This is a genomic window from Haematospirillum sp. H4485 (assembly GCF_012102745.1).
GTDB lineage: Bacteria > Pseudomonadota > Alphaproteobacteria > Rhodospirillales > Rhodospirillaceae > Haematospirillum.
Map to the genome: position 1 here is coordinate 1 of NZ_JAAVSY010000014.1, position 25459 is coordinate 25459.

Sequence of the window (25459 nt, forward strand, 5' to 3'; positions counted from 1 at the left end):
GGAAAATGCGGCTCTATCGCCGCCCATCGGGCGTCCGAAAGCCAAAACAGGTGGGCCATTCATGCCTCCAATCTCCCGATTGAAGGGTATGAATCTGATCCGCAGACCACGAGCAATACCATGATTGAGTCTGGAGCCTAGGTTATTTCTGTATTGCTCTTTATGCCCCGCTGTTTCGGCAGCGGGGCTTTGTGCTGTTGATCTTCAGGCAAAGTCTGTGAGGCGACAGATCAGGCCATGACGCAGTTCAAAGAACGAGACGCCGCGTAGATCAATGCGCTGGCCTTCTTTCCAGCCATTGGGAAGATCTGTGGCAACAATTGCGGCATAGTCCACTTCAAGGGCAACCGCATCGTGCCCGACAACAGCATGGCGGACAGACTGGCTGCGGACTGAAAAAGCACGGATGCTTTGTTCAGCAAGAGTTGTGAAGGCTTCTTTCCCCGCCAACGTCAACCCGGATACACCCCCGTTGACGCTCTCAAACACAATATCGTCTGACAGGGTTTCCAGCATGGCGAGAACGTCTTTCTGGTTATAGGCATCAATGTATCCGACAACAGCAGTTGGCAGCAAACCGGGGGACATGGTTTTCTCCACACCAAAGGGAACGGGAAACACAAAGCCATACCTTATCTGTGTGTCACCAATGACAGCGTGAATCAAATGGAATCCTTGTGATATCTCTGTCGTTGCCTGCGGATTATTTTGTTTTTTATGTGACGTTCTATCCAAAGTATCTGGATGGAAAAGTATTTTGGGTGCAGTCTGATGTGTGAGTCATTCCGGGTTTTGTTGCCGGAATATGGGGGTGGTTATGGGGATGCGCCTTCTTACTCCTGATCGGTACCGACGCATGCCATGGCGTAATGGTCGCGGTATGACGACCGAACTTGCCCGTGAACCAGAAGACGGAATGGGCAATTTTCTCTGGCGTGTCAGTATTTCCGAGGTTAGCCGACAGGGGCCGTTCTCGTTGTTTCCCGGCTATGATCGTCTTGTTGCGGTTATTGAAGGGGAAGGAATGGATCTTCTGCTCGATGGGTCACTGGTCGAGCGGCTGAGCCGTAAAACAGCACCCTATACCTTTTCTGGCGACAGATTGGCTGAATGCCGTCTTATTGGCGGGATGATCCGGGATTTCAACCTGATTGTTGATCGTCATTATGGCCGTGCCACATTGCATCGCATTCGTAAAGGACCTGGTCTGACAGTGGGGGGGCTGGGGGCTGTCGTCTTGATTTATGCTGTTTCCGGCGAAGCCTGGATCCGGTTTCGGGAACAGGATGAAGAGCAACGGATTCGCCTGGAGGAAGAGCATACCTTGATCTTGGAGGGGGATCAGGTTGAGATCACGTGCCCGGCAGCAGAAGCTGAGGCCCTTGTCTCCGAGGTCAGTGTCGTCGGGCGTGCCAATGCTCATATTTGTATTGGTGCAATGGAAGATAATACCTTGCCATAACGCACCCCCCGCTGCGGGGATGGTCATATCTTCCATGGCGATGTAGAAAATGGGCAGCTCTGACAACAGCTGGCATTTGTGATGACACCCATTATTCCCATGTACCAAAAGCCCCCGGCCGGCCCGAAGGCAACATTCCGACTGTCATCGGACTATGTTCCTGCCGGTGATCAGCCTGCTGCAATTGAAGCTCTGACCAAGGGTATCTTGGCTGGTGAACGAGATCAGGTTCTGTTGGGGGTAACGGGATCAGGAAAAACCTTCACGGCTGCCAAGGTCATTGAGGCATTGGGGCGCCCTGCTCTGGTGATGGCTCCCAACAAGACGCTGGCTGCCCAGCTGTATGCAGAAATGAAGGCATTTTTTCCTGACAATGCTGTCGAGTATTTTGTGTCGTATTATGATTATTATCAGCCAGAGGCTTATGTACCCCGTACCGATACGTACATCGAGAAAGACGCCTCGATCAACGAGCAGATCGATCGTATGCGTCATGCTGCAACCCGCGCAATCCTGGAACGCCGGGATGTGGTGATTGTCGCTTCTGTTTCCTGCTTGTATGGCCTTGGGTCTGTTGAAAGCTATTCTGCTATGCGGGTTGTGGTACGCAAGGGCGATGTTCTTGATCGTGATGCACTTATCCGGTCACTGGTATCCTTGCAATACAGGCGCAACAATGCTGGTTTCTCGCGCGGGGATTTTCGTGTACGCGGGGATGTTGTCGAGTTGTTTCCGGCTCACTATGAGGATCGAGCCTGGCGTATCGATCTGTTTGGTGACGAAGTTGACCGTATTGTTGAATTTGATCCCCTGACCGGCGAAGTGCTGCTGTCCCTTGCGGAAATGATCGTTTATCCCAACAGCCACCACGTTACGCCGCGTCCCGCCTTGTCCCAAGCTGCCAAGGGCATTCGTGCCGAGTTGAAGGAACGCTTGGTTGCACTCTCGGCGGCAGGCAAGCTTCTCGAGGAACAACGCTTGCGGGAGCGGACACTTTTTGATCTGGAGATGCTGGAGACAACAGGCTTCTGCAAGGGAATCGAGAACTATTCCCGTTGGTTGACCGGGCGCAATCCGGGTGAACCGCCGCCGACACTCTTCGAATATCTTCCCGAAGATGCGGTACTCATCGTCGATGAGAGTCACGTAACAGTGCCCCAGATCGGGGGTATGTATCGTGGCGACTATAACCGCAAGTCAACGCTTGCTGATTATGGATTCCGTCTGCCTTCTTGCGTGGACAATCGACCACTGAAATTCGAGGAATGGGATGCCATGCGTCCTGCGACGGTTTTTGTTTCAGCAACCCCGGGAGATTGGGAGCTGGAGCGGGCAGGTGGTGTGTTTGTCGAACAGGTTATTCGTCCTACCGGTTTGGTGGACCCAGTCTGCGAAGTGCGGCCTGTCGCGTATCAGGTTGATGATCTTCTGGCGGAGGTGCGCACCGTTTCAGCCTCGGGAGGCCGAACCTTGGTGACTGTGTTGACCAAGAAGATGGCTGAAGATCTGACCGAATTCTTGCATGATCAGGGAATCCGGGTTCGCTATATGCATTCCGATATCGAGACACTGGAGCGGATCGAGATTATCCGTGATCTGCGTCTGGGTGTTTTTGACGTGCTTGTCGGGATCAACCTATTGCGTGAAGGTCTGGACATTCCTGAATGTGCCTTGGTTGCCATCCTTGATGCTGACAAGGAGGGTTTCTTGCGTTCCACCCGTTCCTTGATCCAGACCATTGGTCGTGCGGCCCGTAATGTTGATGGCCGCGTTGTATTGTATGCAGACCGTATGACAGATAGTCTTGTGGCGGCCTTGGACGAAACGGCGCGGCGACGCAAGAGACAGCAAGCCTGGAATGCTGAGCATGGCATCACACCCGAGAGTGTGCGGTCTCGTATACTGGATGTCGTTGGGGATGTGAGTGTCCATGATTACGTGACCGTTGATACAGGACCTGTTGGTAAGGTCGCCCTGACGGGTCAGTCCCTGCAAGATGTTATCCGTGATCTGGACAAGAAAATGCGGGCCGCTGCCGGCAACCTCGAGTTCGAGGAAGCCGCACGCCTGCGTGATGAGATCCGTCGCCTTGAAGCCCTTGATCTGGAAGTTCCGGTTCCACCGCCGACATCCTCAACGATGGCTGGCAAGGCCAGATCATCACGGCGGCAACGTCCGTAACGTTAGAGCTCACCGTTCTCAAGGGCTCGTGCCAACAGTTCAAGGGCGCGCATACCCCGCACCGAGTTCCCTTTTTCCGTAAGGGGAGGGGACCATACGCAGGCTGTTCCATGCCCGGGAATAACGGCCAGAATGCCCCCGCCAACGCCACTCTTTCCTGGCCAACCAACACGGAAAGAGAAGTCTCCTGTGCCGTCATACAAGCCGCACGTCAACATCAGGGAGCATACCTGACGGGCTTCAACAGGCCCAAGAATCCGGTTTCCTTTCAGGGTTTTTCCGCCCGTTGCCAGGAACAGGCCCGCCCGTGCCAGATCCACGCAACTCATCGGTATGGAACATTGCTTGAAATAGGCTGTTGTAACGGCCTCCACAGGGTTCTCCATTCGCCCATGTGCTTTCAGGAAGTAAGCAATGGCGCGATTGCGGTCCCCGTGTACGTATTCTGAACGAAAAACCGTATCGTCAAATACCAATTTGATATCTCCGGCAAGATGGCCGAGGAAATCGATGACGGCCCTGTCGGGCAGGGCAAAGCGGCTGACAATGGCATTGGTTACAGCCAAGGCACCGGCATTGATGAAGGGATTGCGCGGCAGGCCATTTTCTTGCTCAAGCAGAACAAGTGAGTTGAATGCCGTTCCGGAAGGTTCCCGTCCGACTCTCTCCCATAGTTCGTCCCCCCATGTTTGCAGTGCCAGAACCAGAGAAAACAGTTTGGATATGCTCTGGATTGAGAAAGGGGAAAAGGCATCGCCGGCTGTTGCCAAGCGTCCGTCCAACATCTGAAGTGCGATGCCGAATCGATCCGGTGCAACGCAGGCCAAGGCTGGTATATAATCAGCGACCTTGCCTTCCAAGGGTTCTGCCAGAATGCGATTATAAACGCGGTCAACGACGACCTGAAGCTCATCCACCGGATATGCTCCTGCCAGGGGGGCAATGCCTCCCACGATAGCGCCTTGTCCTAGCCGACAGAATTCCCTGCTGATAATTGAATGTGCAGCAATGACTCAAGGGCAGACTCAAGGGCCTCGGGAGAGGTAAAGTGAATGGCATGCATGCCAACCCGACGGGCCCCGTCAACATTATGCTGGTTGTCATCAATAAAAACGCAATCCTCTGCCTTAAGGTCATTTCGCTGTAGCAAGACCTGATAAATTTCAGGATCCGGTTTTACCTGATGTTCCTCTCCAGATACAACAATGTCCCGGAACAGATCCATGAACGGATAGTTCTTGCGCGTTGTTTCAAAAGTGTCTGCTGCCCAGTTGGTAATGGCATACAAAGGAATATTGGCTGCATGCAGCCGTTCAAGGATGGAAACCGTACCCGCAATTGCCCCGGTTATACTGATATCAAAATTATCATGGTACTGACCTATGATATGAGCATATTGCGGATGGTTCTCGCGGAAGTTTCGCTCGGCTTCTATCCACGAGCGACCACGGTCCTGCTCCATATTCCACGATTCAAAGTCAACATCGTTCAGAAAAGACCGCGTCGCTTCCTTATCCCCCGAGAAAGCCGGAAGAAAAGCACGTGCGGGGTCCCAGCCGATCAGCACGCCTCCTAAATCAAAAACAACCACCGAAGGTCTTTTCTTTTTTTTAGGCTTACCTGAAGACATGCACAGCCTCATAACCGATCATTGTCCCAGATTATGACGTCATCAGTGCGGAAACAAGACCCGTTTTCCCAAGATATGTCATGGGGTAATGTGATCGTGTGATGAGGCACACCTAACCTAGGCGTTTATTATTTCTGCGAGGAATGATCACCAATAATACTCGGTCCGCTCCGCGTTGTCAGGCTTCCTGCCAGGATGACCGGGAACGTTCCTATTTTTATGTTCGTGAATGAAACGCCGTAAACAGGATCTATGACAGATGGCACAAGAGCATCTTCAGGGGGCCCTGAAAGACCAAGGCAACCTTTGTCCATAATGGCAATGTGGTCACAAAAACGAGCTGCCAGGCACAGGTCGTGCAGAACAATGGTGACAGAGCGATTCTCACGCCTTGCCAAGTCAGCCAGAAGCTCGCACACAGCAATCTGATGCGCTGGATCCAGGTTGGCTGTTGGTTCGTCGGCCAAGATAACAGGGGTCTCTGTGGCTAAAACACGCGCCAACATGACCTTTGCTTTTTCACCGCCGGACAAGGTTGTTGCATCACGTTTGCCAAGACCCTGTATGCCCACACGCTCCATTGCCCTGTCAACGGCTTTGCAATCGGTTTTGCCGGACCTCCAGCGACCGGCCCAGGGCAGGCGCCCCAGTTCAACAACCTGCCGCACATTTAGTGACCAATGCAGGATATGGCCCTGCGGTAAATACCCGACAAGACGTGCGCGTGCCCTGGTTTCTGGTGCCGGTAACAACATATCCTCTAGCGTAAAGACTCCACGGGCAGGAACAATCCCGGCGATGGCTTTCAGCAGTGTGCTTTTGCCAGCTCCGTTCGGACCAATCAAACCGGTTAGTGCTCCTTTTGGTGCCTCGAACCGCTCAGCCTGTATTCTGACAGTGTGCCCCGGGGTGACAAGGACGGAGCAAGCAAGAAGAGATGTCATGCCTGAGAAACACCTTGCCGATATCGTAAGACAAGCGCGATGAAGAAAGGTGTCCCGACCAAGGCTGTTACAACGCCGATCATCATTTCCTGACGCGTTGGTACAATCCGGACCAGGCAGTCAGCAAGCACCAGCAGCAAGGCCCCGCCAAGAGCCGAAGGAAGAAGAAGGTGACTCGGTTTGCGGGATACCAAAGGACGAAGGAGATGGGGTACAACAAGACCAACAAAGCCAATCGCGCCCGTTACAGCGACAGCCCCGCCGACAGATGCAGCAATGCCGATAATAACGAGGGTATGAAGCCGGGCTATTTTTACACCCAAGCTTGATGCTGTTTCCAGCCCCAGAGAGAGAGCATCAAGCGCTCGCCCGGTTGACAGGGCAATCAGGGATCCAACCAGAATAAATGGTGTGCATAAAAGGACATCATCCATCGAGCGATCTTTCAGGGACCCCATCAGCCATAGCACCATTTCACTGACAGCCCATGGATTGGGAGCCAGATTCAGGGCAACAGCCGTCAGGGCAACTGCAACACCGGAAATGGCCATGCCGCCCAGAACCAGATCTGTTCCATCCCGCCCTTTGCGGGCCAGTAAAGCCAGTACCAATGTCGCAACAGCTGCTGCTCCCAAGGCAAACAGGGGCACAGCCCATCCAGATGCAGACGACAGGCCATGGTAGAGGGCGACAACAGCACCCAGCCCTGCCGCTGGTGAAATGCCTGTCAGCCCGGGTTCTGCCAGTGGATTGCGTAAAAGCCCCTGTAGTGTTGCCCCCGACAAGCCAAGAGCGGCTCCAACTTCCAGCCCAAGCAGAAGTCTGGGGATTCGTATATCCTGAATTACCATGGTAATGCGTGGATCTCCCTTCCCAAGTACCCCCGCAAGAACATCGGCTAATGGCAACGATGTAGATCCAATACACAGACTGATAAGCGAAACAATGCCCAGAAGGACAGTCAAGATGACAGAGAGTGGGATTATTCGCACTGTCCATCCTCCACTGTCCGGGGCGGCAGTATCAGTAGTGCGGATGAAAGATGTTCCGCTGCTTCCATGACGGTCCAGGTTGAACACGCCCACATGGCTCCGGGAACTGTAATGGCAGGAATTTTCTTCTCTCCTGACAGGTGTTGTAACTGCCGTGATGAAATATCCATTCCCCGTGAGTAATAGGGGGCATCGAAAAAGCTGGCCAGAAGCAGATCTGGGGGGTCCAGCAGAAGGTGCTCGGGATCATGACGTGGCCATCCCTCAGCTTGCGTGACATTACGCAGGCCATTGAGAGTCATGATCGCATCAATAATGGTGCCCGGACCAGCGCTGTATCCACCCGGTGTCTGGTACAGGGCACGGCGATCAGCCCCGGTTCGTCGGTAGGCAACCGCATCCAGGGAACGCTTCATGGCCTGTTTCAGCATCGTGCCGCGCTCATGCTGGCCAAGAGCTTCGGCGGCAAGGTCGATTTGATGGCCTATGCCTTCTACTGTCTCTGTCATGGGAAGACGGACCACGCGAATGCCGGATGTTTCAAGCAGAGAAGCCATGCGGTGATGGCTCCAAGCGTCTGTTATGACGACATCGGCACCAAGCTGGATGTAGGCTTCTGCAGACGGGGTTGGCCGCGGATATCCTGCCCCTTTCCGGGCCATCCAGGATACATGAGGGTCCGCCGCATCAGGTGATACAGCAACAATCTGGTCCGGATCAGCCAGCTTCAGAATAACCTGATCGGCACACAGGGTAGCTGAAGCCACACGGGGTTGATGTGCAAAAACCCGCAAAGGAAGGCAGAACAAGAGAATGCTGGCAGCCAATATAAGCATGCTGCTGTTCTTGTGGTTGGAAGAGATCACGGGCATGTCCTCAATACTGAACCGTCAGGCCGGCAAAGACAGAGCGCCCCGGGGTTCCGCGCCCATATTGTTCCTCGTAACGGCGGTTCAGCACATTCTCCATACGCCCATGTATTCGGAGGCTTTTGTTCACGACCCATCCTAATTTGAAATCTGCAACCCAATATTCACTTGCCCGTTCTCCGAACTGTGAAGCTTGGTCGCGGTAACGGAGGTTTGTTTGGGCATGCAGGGCAGGCGTTATGGCCCAACCCAGTGCCCCCGTTGCTTGATGACGAGGAGGCAAGGTAAGTAGAGGATCACCAGTCAGAACATTCTGGCTGATTTGCCATGTATACGTACCTTGTGCAGTCAAAGTGCTGGATAACTGCCATGAGAACTCAGTTTCCACGCCGCGGGTTTGTACACGTTCCGTATTATCATATCCGCCGCTGTAGGTGCAGCCGGGACGGGTACCCCTCTTGGATGACCAGCTGATCTGGTCTTTGATCATATTATTGAACCAGTCTACGCTCAGGATCACACGACCTGAATTCAGGTGTTGCTGGAAACCCGCATCCCACCCTCTCAAGCTTTCTGATTTTAGGTCGGGGTTCCCCTTACATGCATCGTAACACTCATAGAGACTGGGTGTTTGCCAAGCCGTGCCGTAACTGCCGCGTACAGTTGTTCCAGTAAGAGCAATGTGATACGCGGCTCCCAGTTTCCAGTTTTCATCACCGCCATAATACGTTTGATTGTCGGTGCGGCCAGAGGCTGTAAAATCCAGATTATCGAGCGGGGTTACCCCCAACGTTATGAAAGCCCCATGCTTGCGCATTGATACGTCCGTATTGGGCGATGATGGAGAGTAATTTGGTTCAGCAAGACTGATGGAGTCACGCCCCAAGTCGGCGCCAAACTGGATGTTGGCAGATGGAGTTAGCGTCCAGGTTCCAAGATAGTCCAAGCGACTTCTTTGCCCCTTATACGCATCAGGCAGAGGAAGGCCCCGGACGATCGCACGTTCCGTTTTGCTGTCTGAAACGGCAATGACCTGTGTCAGGCCAAGGGATGGGGTCTTGTGTGTGCCGGCCAGCCTAGCTTGGTGACTGGTAATATCAACGCTGTCAAACGTATCCTGCGTCTTCGAGTCATAAAAACGATCCTCACGCGTATAACGGACAAAGCTGTCTACTCGTGCCTCCTCTGTTGCCTGAAGGCCCAGGCGAGCCGCTCCTCCCCACTGGCGGTACCCATCACGCTCTGTGCCACCCCTGCGCTTGTTATAGTCGGAGTAACCGCCCCTGTTTTCACCATGTAAGGATACACGGTAGTCTATGGGGCCGGACAGACCGGATATCATGGATTGTCCTCTACGGGTCTTGTAGCTGCCTAACTCCACAGCCGACTTTCCACTGAAGGGGGCATTGGCACGCTTTGTTGTGATATTGATGACGCCACCGCCGGTATCAGCACCGAACCGTCCCGCCTGCGGCCCCCGCAGAACATCAACGCTCTCAATATCATCCATGTTCATACCAGAAACATAGAACTGGGATTGAGCCCTGGATGTGTCACTCACCTCTATCCCGTCGATAAAAACCCGTACGTTGCGGGCGCCCGCGCCACGTAGTCTCAACTGCGCCTGGTCCCCATATCCATTGGTATGACTGAGCGACAAACCCGGTATTTGCTGGAAGACTTCATCCAGACGCGTGATCTGGTTACGCTGAATATCTTCGGCCGTTACTGTGGATTGGCTGATGGTTGTCTGCTCCTGGGAAACACCTGCCATCGCCGGGATTGTTTCACTGACTGTCAGCGGGGGAAGGGTGGATGATGCCGTTGCCAGGGTTGCCGGGAACAGACAGGGAATACTGAAAACAAGGAGACGTGCTTTCAAAACGTTGCCCTCGATGTGGCAGGCACGCCGTTCCCGGAGCCCAGCCCGACAGAAAGACCGGCGTCACCAGAGAATACCCCCCGGTGACACCATTCCTGGTGCTGCGCCACAACAACGAAAAGCTGCCACCGATACTACCCCGGTATCGGATGACGTGACGCTGTCTGTGGCAGGTCTCCTGGCTTACGGGTCAACATCCTGTGCCACCTTCCCGCCAGGCAAAACGCTGCCTTGGCAGTGGTATGTCGGCACGGACTCTCCGCCTACAGTTGCGGGGACAGCCACATCAGGGAAACCTCGTAGAGAAGTTTTCCATCCGTTGTTCCCTTTTCATCCGGATACACGTGCATTCCGGAACCACAGACGCAGTGAAATCGCTAAACAAATGACACGTTCCTGTCAAGGGATGACGTTGAGCATCACCCGACGATTATGCAATCAGATTCTGAATTGCTGTGTATGAAGATCTCTTTTTATGGGACATATAAGGGCATGTCTGTATCAGGGAGGAGCAGATTGCTACGCTATGTTTGGATTGTTATCGGCATCTTGATGATAGGGATTGGTGCTGTTGGTATCTTGCTTCCGGGGGTGCCAACAACCGTTTTCGTCTTGGTTGCCGTCTGGGCTTTTACGAAGGGCAATCCGGAATGGGCTGCACGTCTGGAAACCCACCCTGTTTTTGGTCCCTTGATTGAAGATTGGCGCCGACACCGTGCCATTCCGTTATCAGCCAAGATAATGGCGGTTTCAATGATGGCAACCTCTCTTCTTGCTCTTTTTTTATGGTCGCCCCTGCCATTTTACGGCATCGTCTTTATTGGTGTCGTTATGGGACTGGCTGCTACCTGGATTCTATGCTGCCCCACGGCCCGCCCCTCAGATCGTTCCGCAGCGTCCGATCATCGATCATGATGTCGGACACTGCGGAGTATGATCAGGCCAATTCGTTCCCCATCGTGAACAAGGCCGTCGTGCTGATTGCCGGGGATGGGGATGCACCTTGGTAAATACCTGTTTCAAGGTAATGAGTGACCGGGTCAAGACCGGCTTCGACAAGTTGTGGGTTCTGTTCTACGTACCACGTAACATCAAATAATGGATTGGGATCACGACCTTCCATCCATCCCTGTTCCTGAAAATGAGCCCATGGGTCCATACCAGCAGCAGCGACATCTGGATTCTGTTGCAGATAGAAATCGGCATCAAAACCAATGTTCATACTGGCCATGACCGTTGGATCACTTGTGACTTCAAGACTGGTATCAAGGAATACAAGTCGTTCAATATCAAAGGCGACAATTTTCCCTTCAGGTGTATCAATCCGAATACCAAGCCCAAAGTTTGTCACCTGAACATCTGACATCGGGATGACAAAAGCTATGGTATCAAAGCCCTGTCCACCAACGACAAGATCGAAACCATGTGATGCATGGAATACATCATCTCCATCGCTTCCATAGATCGCATCACTGCCGGATGTGCCGGCGATGATATCAGAGCCATCTGTACCACGAATAACTCTGGCATCTGATTTATTGACAAAAATAACACGGTCAGGCTGGCTGGCATCTTTGTAGGTACTGTAATTATTCCCTTCCATCCAGCTTTTTATGGAGCGGAAATTGGTGCCAATATCCGCTGCGGCCATACGTGTAGATATAATACCAACAACATGCGGATCATCATCGCTCCCGCGCCACAAAGGTCCTCCGCTATTGCCCGGGTACACCGCGTGTTCGTTGATATTGATGAAGCTGGTCGCGAAATTGTAGCTTGCCTTTGCGACGTCATCGATCATCTCCCCGTGGTATACGTCCGGAAAACCCGTGACATGCGTCAGGCCTTGGTAGAAAGTGTGGTCCATTTTCATGGTATCGCCAACGGAAGATACCTTCTGTTCGAACCCAATAATGGCAACATCACGCCGCATTTCTTCGTAGCCCATGCGACCGTCGCCATCGTCGTCTACCCTGTTGCTTTGTACGGATGAAGCCTTGAAGAACCCAAGTGGTGCACGACCGGTATCATATCCCGGTGCGACACGAACCTCTGTTGCGTAGCCCAGTTCTCCTCTGTATACGCAGTGGGCCGCTGTAAGGACATCGTTGTCACCGACAATCACGCCGCTTCCTGTTGCGGCTACCCCCCCCGGCCATTTGGAGTATACAAAGACGACCGATTTCCAAGGGGCATCTGTTGTGTTGTAGACCTTGGACATTTCCACCTCCCCCGAATTGTTCTCTCCAAGCATCCAGCCTTGTAAGTATACGTACAAGATGCGTTCCGTTGGGGAGGTGATAAAATATTCGTGCAGGAGTGATGTTTTCCTTGTGCCAGCAGTCCAAAGGCAACTCTCGCTACAATATATATCAATATATTATAACTATAAACGCTTGATAACCATATTTTTATTGTATGTTTGCGCTCATTGAGCACGGATGTATCTGCCCGGCGAACAAATATCTTATAACTAGATAAGTGGCGCAAGATATATTTATCTTGGATTGCATGTCCTATTTTCAGATAATGTCATGCCAAAAACCTGTTATTCTAATCTACCTTACAGCGTAAACCTGCCTTGCGTAGGGTCTGGCAGACGGCTTCTGCTTTGTCCTTGTCAGGAAATCCGCCAAGGCGGGCCCTGAACCAGTGACGCTGACGTTTGCCCTTTTTCAGTTTTCCTGTTTCCTTTGGCCACAACTTGATCATGTCCGCATCCACAAGGCGCTCACGGGTCAGGCGGCGCCACAGAGCATCCAGTGCCGGTTTCTCGTACAGGCCTGCGAGGACAATCAGATATCCCTCTGGTTTCTCATCCGTATCCAGCATGATACCGGCAGGAATAGCTGGTCTTTTTTGTGCCAGCGCGGGTAGGGTTTCTTCCACTGTCAGGCCACCGCCCAGGGCGGAGAACAAGTCAATGACATAGCGCGCCTGGTCAAGGCGGGCCTTGTGGATCTCATCTTGATCCCGCCGGAAGGTTCTTTCTGTATCGAGAAGAGTCATATAGTCGCTGGCACCAACAGTGTATGACTGTTGGCTGAACTCCCAAGCGGTCCGTGAGGCGTTCAGGGCTGCTTCTTGCGCCTTGTATCGCAGGGCACTGAAGTAAATTCCCGAAAGGGCATCTTCAACATCCCGCACACCATCAACAAGAGCTTGGCCATAATTCTCGATCAATTCTTCATGGCGTGCCTTTGCCAGATCGATCTGGCTGTTACGCTTGCCATAGTCAAACAAGGTTGCTGTCAAATTTGCCGCTGCATTCCACATCAGGGTGTGTGGTCTGAACAGCGTGTCCATCGTCTTGCTTCCTGTGCTTCCGCCAGCCGAAAGGTCAAGGGAAGGCAAAAGCCGTGCGCGTGCTGCATCGATATCGGCTTCCGCAGCAAGGAGTTCGGCCTCGGCTGCTTTTATGTCGGGACGCAGCAACAAAAGTTTTGGTGGTACGGCGGGAATATCTGCCTGGATGACCACGTCATCCAGGCTATTGGCAGACAGAGGCAATTTGTCCGGTGTTGTACCGATCAGGCGTGCCAGGCGGTGAACAAGCTCTGCCCTTGCCAGCTCAAGGGACGGAATGGTGGCTCGCACGCTGCTGACAGCCGCTCGTTGTTGCTGGACTTCTATACCGGATGCGTCCCCTTCCTGTTGGCGCTTCAGAACAGAGGTAAGCAGCCTGTCCAGCGCTCGTTCAGTATCAACGGTGACGCGAACGCGGTCGCTCATGGAAAGATATTCCATCCACGTACGAACGACCGATGCAACAACAGTTCGTTTGGTATTCTCCAAATTGAAGGCCGCTTGCCATATCCGTCGACCGGCCGCTTCGGCCGCACTGTTGCGTTCACCCCATAGATCAATCCGCCAATCAACGCGGGCCCCAATGCGGAAGCTGCGTTCTGAACGAGGATTTCCGCCTTTTGGAACTGATCCGAGGCCATCAAGCGGGCTTTCAACATTGGCCTGCAAAGGTGCTGTTAGTACAGGCAGTTCGTCAGCATAGATTGCTGCGGCGCGTGCTCTTTCCTGTTCAAGCTTGTAGAGTGCAATGCGAATATCGTGGTTCTGCACCAAGGCTTGATCAACCAGCTGGTTCAGCTCTTCAGAATCAAAAAGGAGCCACCATTCGGGAAGAGCTTCGTCCACAGGTACAGGCGGCAGCGCCTGGCGGGCCGTATCACTGACAAAAGTGGCGGGCAGGGGAATGTCCGGTGTTTCACGGTCACCGCCCGGAAGAGCGCACCCGGACACAAGCAGAGGAAATACAAGACAACAGACAGTCCGTGCATTCCCTGTATATCCAAGCCACATTATCTCTGATTCCCCATATCATTTCTGCGTCCCAGTCGCGGTCATTATCGGGAAAAACATTTTTCCTGCAAGTGAAGGTGTGCCTTGGAACCAAACATAATGCAGTGATATCAGCATTGCGGAGATCAGTATTTTATTATCTTGATGCCGTTACAATAATCTCGACAAGATATTCAGGTGTTGCCAGACGTGATTCCCCGGTTGCGCGCGCAGGGGCATATCCTTCTGGTACCCAAGTATCCCAGATTTGATTCATTGCTTCAAAGTCAGCTATATCCGCGAGCCAGATCTGGGCAAACAGGATCTTGTTTTTGTTGCTACCCGCCAGTGCAAGCAGCCGGTCAACCTCAGCCAAGGCCTGAGCTGTTTGTTCAGAAACGGTATAGCCCGGTTCACCGACCTGTCCTGACAAATATATTGTCTCTCCATGAATAACGGCCTGACTCATACGTTGGTCTGTTTCAATGCGGACAAGGGACATGTGGTATGATCCTCTGCAGGGCCTGTTCTTCATAATACTAGGCCCGCAGGTGTAATATGTTCACTATGCGTCAGTCTATAGTGAACCGGATGTGCGGGGTGATTGATATATCCTTATGCGGACCGGATACCCCGGCACACAGTGTGATGCCGGGGTGCGTGATTCCAGGCAGAGTGCCTAGATTGCCTTGATATAGGGTCTCGCAAGCCCATGGATGGGCAGGTATGGTACGGAGAAGTATTTGTTCCTGTCGTAGCGTTGTTTGATCGTATCCTGGAAGGCAGGCAGCGCAATCAGGGCAGCTTCTGTGCCTGCTGCCAGCAGTTTTCCTTTGGCGCATGCAAGGGCATAAACGGAAACGCTGTGGAATGCAGCATCAAATGTTGGAACGAATGTCCAGTTTCTTCCATCTTCCGATGCTGCCAGCTTGTTTGGCCCGTAACCGGCGACAAGAAAAAGATTTTTGTTTTGGGCAACAGGTGCACACAGGGTAGAAAAAGCCCGCTTCAAGCCGGTATTATACCCTGACCAAGTACGTCCGTCAGTCGACATGGCAACCATACCATTATCGCTGGCGGCAAGAAAAATTCCTTTCTTGTCGCCTGTTTGTCCCCATGTGACGGAGCGGATCTGGAAATCGGCATCAAGTCCGGCGTCCGTGTTCGAGAAGGTGGTCCATGAGATGCCATCATGAGACACTGCAAAGTGACCGCCCCAGTCTCCGGCAACAAACAGTCCTTCCCCCGTATCTGTATACCCCCAGGTCAATGGGTTCCCTGTGCTTGAATCTGATCCAATGTGGCATCTTGTGGGAGCACTCCAGTGGAGTGCATCCTGTGATGTGGATGCATTTCCGAATGAGTCCAGAACAACAAGAATATGCCGGTCGGGATCAAAAGCGATACCCTGTATGACACCCATCAGACCTGCGTCGCGCCGTGTCCACAGTACACCATCCGGTGATGTTGCCAGAACACCATCACGTCCACCGGCAATGAACGTCGAGCGCCCGTTTAGCAGTGGAGCCCAGAGTAGATCATATACCCAACTTTCCCCGAAGATATCCCGGGCGGCAGGTTGCTCTGTCCAGAATATCCCGTCGGGGGATGTTGCGATAATTCCTTGGTATGCGCCCTGATGATAGCGCATACCCGTTGCAACCAGTACGTCTTCCCCTTCTGCTATTGTATATATCGTCCCTTCGTGAAAAATAGCGGCTGCATTGCTCTGCTGCCACAGTGTTGGCAGGAGCTGCCCTGCCTGCCTGGATGTGTCCAGTTCCAGGGAGGCCAGATAGTCTGCCAGAGACGTCCATTCTTGCCGCTTGTAAACTCCTCCGTCTGCTGGTAGCCAGTCTGGTGTCAGAGGTTTCAGCGACCAGCGTATATCGCCAACATTCCACAGGCTGATCTGTTCTCTGGATTCATTATTATCTTTATTATTATTTGAATAATGAGCATCTGTAGATCTTGTCATTTTATTTCTCTCTTATACGTTTCCAATGATTATATTTTATTATTACATGCGCTGCGGCATTAACGTGATGCGCAAATATAGGCATTCAAGCCATGTGCTGGCTCTATGTAGGGTGTTATAAATTCTGTTTCAGGATCATGATGAACCAAAGAAGGATATGGTTTGGCCAACGATGTAACAGGGACTTCTGATGCAGCAATGGGTTTATGGGCAAGATCATGCATGGCCGCAAAGCCGCTACTCCCCCCGACGAAGAGCTTACCATTTGCATACATCAGTGCAGTTATGTTATTGTCTTGAAGAAGATCGTTTATGCCGCTGATGCTTTTCCACGTCCATCCGTCTGTAGAGACAGCTAGCGAACTTTTGCCATATCCACCAATAACAAACAGGCTGCCGCCATCAGCCATAGGCACCCATGTTGCGCAGAATATGTGTTTTAGGGGGGGTATCTTGGACATTCCACATGTGTCCATTCTCGGAAAGAATGGCCCGCCCATTGTTGCAACCTGCGATAAAAACCCCACAACCATCATCGCGACGTCCCCATGTCATGCAGCGTATTGCTCGGCTGAGGTCATGCTCAACAGGGTCATTATGGCAATAATTCCATTCTTCTCCATCCCGGGATGCAAAGATTTTTCTATTTGCAGGAGCAGCCATAAAGAGGCCAGACCGTGCTCCTGTTATGCCCCAGGTTAAGGTATTTCCAAGCCATGAGTGTATTTGTGCATTTTCAGTTACGTTTAACGAATTCCAGTCCTGCCCATTTGCTGACGTATGAACGGAGCCAGACTGGTCGAGAACCATGAACATGCCTTGCGTATTGCCCTTGGTCAGGCCGTAGGTCACACCCTGAATGCTCCCACGTGCACGAAGACTGCATGGGGTCCAGTTTGCTCCATCTGCTGACATGGCAACCATTCCATTGGAGGCTCCGGCAATGAACATGGGACTACCATCGGGCTGGTGACCGTAAGCAACGTCAGTTATTCTGGATCCCAGCGTGGCCACGTTGGCAGATTCACTAGGGACCCAATGGATGCCATCATAAGAAAAAGCCAGAACAGGCTTGCTTTTTCCGTTGCTGGAATGTTTGCCGGCCGCAACTAGAACGTTATCGCCAGCAACCATTGAAAAGATATTTCCTTCCTCGAACAATACCCTGATATCTACAATGGTCTCCCAGTTCTCTTTTTGAGAACCAGATAGATCTATCCCGTATGTATTTGGTTTACTTTTACGGTGTTGCATCATCCAGCGTGGGGCAATATCTGCCAGTAGTGGCCAGTCCTCACGCCTTCTGGGTTTTCCATCAGCGGGAAGCCAGCAGGTCGAGTCCGGGATGCGGGCAGACCACAGAACATCACCGATGTTCCACGTTTGAATTTCTTTGTCACGGGTATTTTTACCATAGAAATTATTCTTTGTTTCATTCATTTATCTAATTCATTCATATAATATAAATTATTAATATCCATTTAATTTAAAAATAATTTTTAACATAAATTAATAAAATTCATATTCGATTAATGAATAATTTATATCTTGTGTTGTTGATTATCTATGCAGTCATTATCTTTAATAAATAATTTTAATTATTATGGTTGGTGGCCCCAGTAATGGTTCCACCAACTTTCTATTATGGAGCGGAAAATTAATGATCTTCTAGAATAGTAGAAAGAATACCAAAGCCGCGAGCTCTATCGAAGTAGGTATTGCCAACGCGAACCAGAAGTGTGGAGCAGAAATCATCAGCAAGATCAGAAAAATGATCCAGCAAAGAGTTTGTATCGCGTGGTGTGCGGTGACCGATGCGAGACGGGCAGCTTCCACGACGACTGAGAGCCCACCGACTGGAAAGCGCAACAGCAAGAACAGCACGCCAGTTGATGGCATTATCACTCAGACTGGAGGCGATATAAAGACGCGACCCATATGGGCTGTTTCTGCTGTGAGAAAGCTCCAGGCGTGGCGAGCCTTCACGGCTGCTGCTGTCCAAGGACATCTGTGACCCGAAGTCACTCAGGGTACGCCAGCTGTTTGTGATCAGGGCTTCATCTTGTGTCATGGTCCATGTGCGGCCATTGTCAAAGCCGGCATCGTGGATGCTCTCTGCCAGATTGCGGAATCGCATGCCTTCAAAATACGTTACGATAATCCTCAGAAGGGAGCGGGCAACGTCGGCAGTGCTGTCTTCGTCATCGTTGGCAGCGTTATGTTCTGCCAGCGTTGCAATAGCGGAACGCACCGTTCGCATGGAAGAGCGAAAGTTACCGCCATAGCGTCGCATGTTGGCCTTATGCTCCAAGCTTGGATAGTCATAAGACATATTCAGGTTTCTGGCGGTGGTTCCAGGTATGGTCAAATCCAGAGGAACTGCTGCCGTATCAGCCGATGCATGATGGTACGGTGCTGGTTCGTACATTCTGTGGAACACACGGTGACCTAGCCGACCATTGATAAAGCCCAAGACGTACAGGTCATTGTTGCGTACGACCAGATCAACTTGTTGCAATACGCTCCTGTTGTCTTCGTTCAGGGCCGCCATACTAACGATCGAATACCCCCTGTCTCGTCGGGTGATGCGCACTGCTTCTTCACCGTTGTTTTCTTGGTCCATTTCTTCTTGGGCCAAGGGGCTGGGTATCGTTTCCTGTGGCTCTATTGGTACGGGCGCTACTTCGGTCAGGCTATCTCTCAGACGCTGTATTTCCTGGAGGTAGGAATGATCTTGGTCTGATCCAGCCTCTGGCTGGGCTTCTGCGTTGGGGTGAGCGACGTAAGTCGTATGATGTATGATAGCATGTGCTGCGTGCGTAAAGCCAATAACACCACTGAAGGCAAGTCCAATTGGAATGATCAGGTGTTTTTTTAAAAGATTATTTTTCATTTTATTGTCACTCTTTATGCAAAGTCAGGCTTTTTATATTGTAATTGTCGCAATCATATTTTGAATCTGTTGACCCACTTATCTTCATGCCTGTTGCCATGCCCAAGAGAAGGAGTTTGTACTCAGATTTCCCACCGTCGCTCTTGGAGTTATCCATCAATGTATACCCATGGCCGTTACCCAGTGTGAAATTTATGGGCCCTGCGCCATGCGCTTTCACGCTCTCTATGTTTTGCTTGTAGAAGCAAGCATTTGCAGTTCCTGTTACAGCAATTGTAATAGATGAAATAATGATTAATGATTTAAATATATTCATTGGTAATCTTCTCATAAAATTATCTGTTGTATGAAACAATACTTTTTACAAGATCTCCTCCGCAATTTACGTCATCGCTATACCCGGTTACGCGAGATCTTGTTGCAACTGACAGCATGAGCATCTGGTGCATTGACTTTCCACTTGTTGTATTGGTTCCATCAATGAGTTTGTAGCGCGTCTCGTTTCCCTCCACCTTGAAGATGATTGAGTTATTTCCATGGACCTTCACAAACTCTATGGGCTTCAACTCAAAGCATGTACCATATTTTGCTGCGGTGGCATGGGCACCGGATACGTGCAAGGAAGAGATTGCAGCAAGAGAAATAACAGATGCAATTTTAATAACTTTAGACTTCATTTTTTTCATCCAGTCTTATTGATTAATAATATAGAGAGCTGACCCAAGTCCCTTCTCATAGTAGTAATTTCCAATCCTGATCAGGGTATTATTTACTGTGCTCTTTTCATCAGGATCCTCGCAGGGATCTGTATGCGGTGATAAATCACGGGGATGGCGCCTGACAGCCGGAGGGCAACTGTTATGCCTTGCCAGATGCCATTGTGTTGCCAAGACCACAGCCGTTGTCCTATGCCATGATTCATGCTGCAAATTATTGAGGCTGGCAGAGAACCTATACATTCCCCCCTGACCGCGTAAGGCAAGGGTTTGTGTATTTGTGTCATTCAATGCGTTAAGAGAACCAAATTGCGTCAATTCGCGCCAAGCGTTGGTGATGCGGGCCTCCCGTGGTGTTACGATCCATTCTTGTCCATGATCGAAGCCAGCTTGTTCTATTGCTTGTGAAATGCTGCGGAAGCGTGCTCCTTCAAAATAGGCCACGATGATGCGGAGTATGGCTCCGGCTAGTCTTTTCTGGGCTCTCCCTGTTGTAGAGCCAGAATACTCAGCGAGAGTCATGACTGCGGCGCGCAGGGCCTCAAGAGAGATATCAAGATTCCCCGTGTAACGTCCTATCCCGGCTATATACTCCAGGTTTGGGTAGTCATAGTTAAGGTCAAGATCTGTTGTCCGATGTGTTGTCCAGCGTATATCTGATGCGGTGCCAAGTATCGATGGCAGAACAGGAACATGTGGCTCCCGCCTTTCCGGAGGAGTGCGCAGGCGATAAAAGGTTCTTTGTGTTGAAGGGCCGTTTATGAACCCCATCACATAAAGGTCGCGGTCTCTTACAATCAGGTCAATGCTTTGCTGAGCGCTTCTGTTATCATCGGACAAGTTCATAAGTGTAATGACAGAATGATTGCGGGTTGCTCTTGTGATGCGCAGGCTCTCTGGCATGACATGTGCTATCCGTTCCAATGCACGGGATATATGGTTGTCCGTTGTTGACGTGGCTGCTGTAGGGCTTGCTTGCACAACATATTCGTGGACTGGCAGTGTATCGGTCAGCGCTTCCCGGAGACGCTCTATCTCGCGTGCATAGGTATGTTCTCCAGGATTTGAGATGGCATTTGGGTGTGCAAGATAAACGTTGTGTGATACTGCTCCCGCAGAATTACACAGGATCAGGCAGGAAAGGGAAATGGTCACATAGGTTATGGCCATTTTCCATGCTGCGAGAATGCGTTCTGTTCCCATGCGTGTCATTCAGTATGGAGAACAATGCCTGTTACCATCTCTTGCGAGCAGTCTGAACCACGTCTGTAGGCCGTTACCTTGTTTCCTGTAAGAAGGGAAGAAAGAAGTATCTTGTAAACACCCTTTGCATCATCTTTATCTATCTTAGATGAATAGTTAAACCATTTATCCTGTACTTTAAATCTTAGGTATTTCTCTGATCCAATGTTTATGTCTACAACAGGTTCTTTTTCTACGCATATGCCATCATTGTAATCTTGGCTACCAGGAGCGGCCACTTCTGCATAAGCGTGGCTTGATAAAGATAATAATAGCCCAATTAAAAGAGCGTGTTTATTAAGCTTATTTATATACATAATATATAAACTCTCTTTATGGGATGAATATTATAAATAAATTATTTAGGTGTGTTATTTTTTATTTACGAATCGTGAAGGTGTACGCTAGATACAACTTTTCCAGAGCAGCTTGATGTTCCGTAATTAGCTGATATTTTATTTCCTGTAAGAAGAGATGCCATAAGTGCCTTGTATGCACCCTGAGCATCAGCCTTTGTAGCGTAGTTATAGTATTTAAACCATTGATTTTGTACCCTAAATTTTATGTATGTATCTGAGTCTATTGATACCTCTCTAACAACTTCATTCTTTATGCATACTCCGCTTTTGTAGTCATGGCTGTTATCGTTAGCTATTTCTGCATATGCAGGGCTCATTGAAATTACAGATATTCCAATAATAAGGGCAGTTCTTGCGGATTTAATGGTGTAATTCATTTTTAATTTTATCCTTAATATGATCAACATTATGGATGAATTATGCATTTTGTCGAAATTATGTCAAAATTTTTATAGCTAATGATATTTATCAAAAGTGAATAAATGTTATTGTCATGTATTAAATATTATTAATTGAGATGTATATTTCCTTATATTTATATAAACAATGCATTCTCTGCGCGTTATGTGTAACGTGGTGGCCTTTTTTCCATAAATGCACGCATTCCTTCGATACTCTCTGGATGATGCAGGGCTTCACCAAAGTTCTGGGCTTCCAGATCCATCTGGGTATTCAGCACATTGTTGGCCGCAGCCTGTAAAAGCTTTTTGCCTCTCTCCATCGCACATCGAGGGCCAAGGGCAATGAGCATGGCAAAGGTTCGTGCAGCTTCTGTTACTTCGCCCTCAGGAACCATTTGGCGTATCAGGCCATAGCGATCAAGTTCGCGTGCCCATATCGGTTCCCCCAGAATTACAAGCCTGGAAGCCAGCGCGTGAGGTAATGATCGTGTCAGGAACCATGATCCGCCTCCGTCCGGGGTTAGCCCAACTTGGACATATGCCATGGTGAAGCGAGCTGTTTCTGAAGCAATGATAAAGTCACATGCCAATGCCATGCTGAAACCAGCCCCTGCGGCATCGCCTTCAACAGCAGCAATAACCGGTACAGGAGCGGATCGAATGGCTTTGATAAAGCCATGGAAGCTTTCAAAGGCAGCCTGTGTTCTTTCCTGCGGCTGCTGACGCAATGTGGTTAGCATGCTCAAGTTGCCACCTGAACAGAACGTACCCCCTGCACCTGCCAAGATAACGGATCGTATAGAGGTATCATGTCTGACCTCTTCCAAAGCTTCGCGGCCTTTCTGGAACAGAACCTCCCCTACGGCATTGCGTGTTGCCGGATCATGCATGGTAATGACAAGGGCAGAATGCTCGCGCCGGATATCAACAGGAACATCAAGATTAGGTATTTTTGTGGATGTTATTGTCATATTCAATGCCTCCCCTTTCCCCTGCTAAAGGGGGGTGATGATAAACGTATTAATGGAATAGAGAAGTCGGTACATTATGCAATGTATAATAATGTCATTCCTGCAAACGATACGGATGCTTCGTAATGGGCGTGTCATTGTATCTATTAATGCCGTTTACATGTTTCCCGCTCTTATACAGCTTTAATATGGAACAATTCTGCACTTTAGATTCCTGTTTTCCATCAGTGATACCTGATTTGTACAGACATACAGTGTTATAGCTCTGTCTATCAATTGCCAAGACACATCAACTTATAGGATAATACAAGGGCCTTATATCCATGGGAAAAACAATTGTTATTACCGGTGCAACAGCTGGCATCGGTTTGGCCGCAGCCAAGCGTTTTGTTCAGGCCGGGTGGAAGGCTGTGCTGATCGGACGTCGTGCGGAGCGTCTAGAAGAAGCACAACATCAACTTGGTGGCATGACCTTTGTGTATTGATATCCGCGATGCTGTGGCCATGGAAAAGGCATTGGCAGCTTTGCCTGCTGATTTTTCTGACATTACAGCTTTGCTGAATAATGCCGGATTGGCACTGGGCATGGAGCCTGCCCAATCCTGCCGTCCTGAAGAGTGGCAAACCATGATCGATACCAATATAACAGGTCTTGTTCATGTTACGCATAGCCTTCTGCCTCGACTCGTTGCGGCGGGCAGCCGTGCTATCATCGTCAATATGGGGTCTATTGCCGGTACATATACCCATATCCAGGTGGGAATGTATATGGTGCAACCAAGGCTTTTGTGCACCAGTTCAGCCTCAATTTACGCACGGACCTGCATGGTACCGGTGTGCGTGTCGCATGTATTGAGCCGGGAATGGTTGAGACCGAGTTTTCAACGGTTCGCTTCCGCGATGATCTCGAACAAGCACGTTCCGTCTATGAAGGAGCCTCTGCCCTTCAGCCAGAGGACATAGCCGAGACCATTCATTGGGTTGTCAGTCAGCCTCCGCATGTCAATATCAACCGTATTGAAATCATGCCGACCACCCAGTCTTCTGCACCTTTGCGAATTTATCGGTCATAAAGGGACGGAAACCAGCCTGCGAATAACAGGCTGGTTTCCGCTACTGTCAGCGGATCTGAAGCCAAGTTGTCTTCATTTCCGTATATTTGTCAAATGCATGCAAGGATTTGTCTCGGCCAATACCAGACTGGCGGTATCCCCCGAAGGGGACAGTAATATCGTCGGCATCATAACAGTTTGCGTAAATAACCCCCGCTCTCAGAGAGCGGGAAACGGTGTGTATGGTATTGACATTGTCGCTCCACACGGCTGCAGCAAGACCATAGGGGCTGTCGTTGGCAATTCTCACGGCTTCCTCGACACTGTCGATGGTTATGATGGACAGGACGGGGCCAAAAATCTCTTCGCGCGCGATGCGCATCGCATTGTTTACGTTATCGAAAATGGTGGGTTCAATATAACAACCACCGTCAACAGGGTTGGCACGTCCTCCCCCCTTGATCACAAGACCACCTTCACGGCGTCCTGCATCAATGTATCCCATGACTCGCTCGGTGTGGGTTTCATCAACCATGGCGCCAAGACGGCAGGCAGGATCGAGAGGATCCATGGGCTGCATGGTATCGGCATGTGCCAGAATCATGCCCACAACTTGATCCTTGATACGCCGGTCGACAACGAGACGGGAGCCTGCCGTACACATTTCCCCCTGATTGAAGAAAATGGCTTCTGCTGCAGCCCGGGCCGCTTCGTCCAGTACAGAACAGTCACCCAGAATGATGTGAGCCGACTTGCCACCACACTCCAGCCCAACTTTCTTCATGTTGGAACGACCCGAATATTCCAGGAAATGTTTGCCCACTTCTGTGGAGCCTGTGAAGAAAACCCCGTCAACATCCATGTGAAGACCCAAAGCCTTGCCGGCAACAGTTCCATAACCGGGTACCACATTGAACACTCCGTCAGGAATACCGGCTTCTGCTGCCAGAACAGCAAGCCGAATGGCGGTCAAGCTGGATTGTTCTGCAGGTTTCAGGATAACCGAATTACCGGCAGCCAAGGCGGGAGCGATCTTCCAGGCGGCCATGATCATGGGGAAGTTCCATGGAACAACCGCAGCCACAACGCCCAAGGGTTCCCGCGTAATCAGAGCCAAAGCAGATGCTGGAGCCGGTGCAATCTCGTCATACACCTTGTCAACGGCTTCGGCATACCAGCGGAATGTTCGTGCTGTTGCCCGGACATCACAATGAAGGCTGTCTGTAATGGGCTTACCCATATCAAGGGTTTCCAGCAGCGCCAGCTCCTCACGGTGATGCTCGATTTTCTCGGCAAAAGTCAGCAGGACTCTCTTGCGCTCTGATGGGTCAAGGCCGGCCCATCGCCGATCCTGGAAAGCGGCCCGTGCGGAATCAACCGCCATATTAACGTCCACAACCCCACATGATGCCACTTCAGCCAACGGGCGACCGTCGATCGGACTGTAAGATGTGAAAACATCTCCGGAAGCCGAATCGGTCAACTTGCCTCCGATAAAAGCTCTCCCTTCTATTCCTCGTGCCAAGGCAAGATCGGCCCGCGTTGCCCAAGTGGCACGATCAAGAATTTGCTTGTTCATCACAGTATCCTT

Annotated in this window: 24 protein-coding genes, 1 pseudogene and 1 riboswitch; of the genes and pseudogenes, 4 read left to right on the forward strand and 21 right to left on the reverse strand. The window is 50.8% G+C overall.

Going from position 1 to position 25459, the window contains the following annotated elements; genetic code table 11:
• Positions 1–204: 204 nt before the first annotated feature.
• Positions 205–588, reverse strand: a complete 384-nt coding sequence (locus HEQ61_RS09690) for a nuclear transport factor 2 family protein (protein ID WP_168021183.1) — start codon at positions 586–588, stop codon at positions 205–207.
• Positions 589–817: 229 nt separating this feature from the next.
• Here HEQ61_RS09690 and HEQ61_RS09695 point away from each other — a divergent pair, with 229 nt between their 5' ends.
• Positions 818–1462, forward strand: coding sequence for a HutD family protein (locus HEQ61_RS09695; protein WP_168021181.1), 645 nt, complete (start codon positions 818–820; stop codon positions 1460–1462).
• 81 nt (positions 1463–1543) lie between these two features.
• Positions 1544–3643 carry an excinuclease ABC subunit UvrB gene (gene uvrB, locus HEQ61_RS09700; protein ID WP_168021179.1) on the forward strand — a complete coding sequence of 700 codons (2100 nt, stop codon included), beginning with the start codon at positions 1544–1546 and terminating at the stop codon, positions 3641–3643.
• Between the two features lie 2 nt (positions 3644–3645).
• Here uvrB and HEQ61_RS09705 read toward each other — a convergent pair whose 3' ends face one another.
• From HEQ61_RS09705 to HEQ61_RS09730, 6 genes are all read right to left on the reverse strand, one after another.
• Entirely contained in the window at positions 3646–4560 is a 915-nt protein-coding gene (locus tag HEQ61_RS09705) for a glutaminase (RefSeq protein ID WP_168021178.1), read from the reverse strand.
• 50 nt (positions 4561–4610) lie between these two features.
• Positions 4611–5234 (reverse strand): HAD family hydrolase, encoded by a 624-nt coding sequence (locus HEQ61_RS09710; protein ID WP_168021177.1) that lies wholly within the window; start codon positions 5232–5234, stop codon positions 4611–4613.
• Positions 5235–5401: 167 nt separating this feature from the next.
• Complete coding sequence (locus HEQ61_RS09715; protein WP_168021176.1) at positions 5402–6217, reverse strand: ABC transporter ATP-binding protein; 816 nt, start codon at positions 6215–6217, stop codon at positions 5402–5404.
• Complete coding sequence (locus HEQ61_RS09720) at positions 6214–7209, reverse strand: iron ABC transporter permease (protein ID WP_322099242.1); 996 nt, start codon at positions 7207–7209, stop codon at positions 6214–6216. The genes HEQ61_RS09715 and HEQ61_RS09720 overlap by 4 nt, the downstream gene beginning before the upstream one ends.
• The gene (locus HEQ61_RS09725) at positions 7200–8045 is read right to left on the reverse strand and encodes an ABC transporter substrate-binding protein (protein WP_168021175.1); all 846 of its coding nucleotides are present in this window, start codon (positions 8043–8045) and stop codon (positions 7200–7202) included. Before HEQ61_RS09725 ends, HEQ61_RS09720 begins: the two co-directional genes overlap by 10 nt.
• A gap of 40 nt (positions 8046–8085) precedes the next feature.
• Complete coding sequence (locus tag HEQ61_RS09730) at positions 8086–9960, reverse strand: TonB-dependent receptor plug domain-containing protein (RefSeq protein WP_168021174.1); 1875 nt, start codon at positions 9958–9960, stop codon at positions 8086–8088.
• 150 nt (positions 9961–10110) lie between these two features.
• A riboswitch (cobalamin riboswitch) is annotated at positions 10111–10337 on the reverse strand.
• A gap of 139 nt (positions 10338–10476) precedes the next feature.
• Between HEQ61_RS09730 and HEQ61_RS09735 the strand changes: the two genes are divergently transcribed.
• Positions 10477–10875 (forward strand): YbaN family protein, encoded by a 399-nt coding sequence (locus tag HEQ61_RS09735; RefSeq protein WP_168021173.1) that lies wholly within the window; start codon positions 10477–10479, stop codon positions 10873–10875.
• Positions 10876–10897: 22 nt separating this feature from the next.
• On the opposite strand, the gene HEQ61_RS09740 is transcribed toward HEQ61_RS09735, so the two are convergent.
• The 13 genes from HEQ61_RS09740 to HEQ61_RS09800 all read right to left on the reverse strand — a co-directional run bounded on the left by HEQ61_RS09740 (position 10898) and on the right by HEQ61_RS09800 (position 22816).
• Positions 10898–12181, reverse strand: a complete 1284-nt coding sequence (locus HEQ61_RS09740; RefSeq protein WP_168021172.1) for a trypsin-like serine protease — start codon at positions 12179–12181, stop codon at positions 10898–10900.
• A 332-nt stretch (positions 12182–12513) separates the two neighbouring features.
• Positions 12514–14277: an efflux transporter outer membrane subunit gene (locus tag HEQ61_RS09745; protein ID WP_168021170.1), complete on the reverse strand. Its 1764-nt coding sequence runs from the start codon at positions 14275–14277 to the stop codon at positions 12514–12516.
• Between the two features lie 136 nt (positions 14278–14413).
• The gene (locus tag HEQ61_RS09750; RefSeq protein WP_168021169.1) at positions 14414–14758 is read right to left on the reverse strand and encodes a RidA family protein; all 345 of its coding nucleotides are present in this window, start codon (positions 14756–14758) and stop codon (positions 14414–14416) included.
• A gap of 177 nt (positions 14759–14935) precedes the next feature.
• Positions 14936–16234 (reverse strand): hypothetical protein, encoded by a 1299-nt coding sequence (locus tag HEQ61_RS09755; protein ID WP_168021168.1) that lies wholly within the window; start codon positions 16232–16234, stop codon positions 14936–14938.
• Positions 16235–16293: 59 nt separating this feature from the next.
• Positions 16294–16644 carry a hypothetical protein gene (locus HEQ61_RS09760; protein WP_168021167.1) on the reverse strand — a complete coding sequence of 117 codons (351 nt, stop codon included), beginning with the start codon at positions 16642–16644 and terminating at the stop codon, positions 16294–16296.
• Positions 16637–17674, reverse strand: a complete 1038-nt coding sequence (locus tag HEQ61_RS09765) for a hypothetical protein (RefSeq protein WP_168021166.1) — start codon at positions 17672–17674, stop codon at positions 16637–16639. The genes HEQ61_RS09760 and HEQ61_RS09765 overlap by 8 nt, the downstream gene beginning before the upstream one ends.
• Positions 17675–17891: 217 nt before the next feature.
• Positions 17892–19127 (reverse strand): ribosome-inactivating family protein, encoded by a 1236-nt coding sequence (locus HEQ61_RS09770; RefSeq protein WP_168021165.1) that lies wholly within the window; start codon positions 19125–19127, stop codon positions 17892–17894.
• Between the two features lie 7 nt (positions 19128–19134).
• Positions 19135–19443: a hypothetical protein gene (locus HEQ61_RS09775; protein WP_168021164.1), complete on the reverse strand. Its 309-nt coding sequence runs from the start codon at positions 19441–19443 to the stop codon at positions 19135–19137.
• 19 nt (positions 19444–19462) lie between these two features.
• Positions 19463–19804, reverse strand: coding sequence for a hypothetical protein (locus HEQ61_RS09780; RefSeq protein ID WP_168021163.1), 342 nt, complete (start codon positions 19802–19804; stop codon positions 19463–19465).
• A gap of 15 nt (positions 19805–19819) precedes the next feature.
• Positions 19820–21046 carry a ribosome-inactivating family protein gene (locus HEQ61_RS09785; RefSeq protein WP_168021162.1) on the reverse strand — a complete coding sequence of 409 codons (1227 nt, stop codon included), beginning with the start codon at positions 21044–21046 and terminating at the stop codon, positions 19820–19822.
• Positions 21047–21051: 5 nt separating this feature from the next.
• Entirely contained in the window at positions 21052–21402 is a 351-nt protein-coding gene (locus HEQ61_RS09790; protein WP_168021161.1) for a hypothetical protein, read from the reverse strand.
• A gap of 65 nt (positions 21403–21467) precedes the next feature.
• Entirely contained in the window at positions 21468–21821 is a 354-nt protein-coding gene (locus tag HEQ61_RS09795; protein WP_168021160.1) for a hypothetical protein, read from the reverse strand.
• 185 nt (positions 21822–22006) lie between these two features.
• Complete coding sequence (locus HEQ61_RS09800; protein ID WP_168021159.1) at positions 22007–22816, reverse strand: oxepin-CoA hydrolase, alternative type; 810 nt, start codon at positions 22814–22816, stop codon at positions 22007–22009.
• A 323-nt stretch (positions 22817–23139) separates the two neighbouring features.
• Here HEQ61_RS09800 and HEQ61_RS11615 point away from each other — a divergent pair.
• Positions 23140–23889: pseudogene (locus HEQ61_RS11615) on the forward strand (SDR family oxidoreductase).
• A gap of 46 nt (positions 23890–23935) precedes the next feature.
• Here HEQ61_RS11615 and HEQ61_RS09810 read toward each other — a convergent pair.
• Positions 23936–25447 carry an aldehyde dehydrogenase gene (locus tag HEQ61_RS09810; protein WP_168021157.1) on the reverse strand — a complete coding sequence of 504 codons (1512 nt, stop codon included), beginning with the start codon at positions 25445–25447 and terminating at the stop codon, positions 23936–23938.
• Positions 25448–25459: the final 12 nt, after the last annotated feature.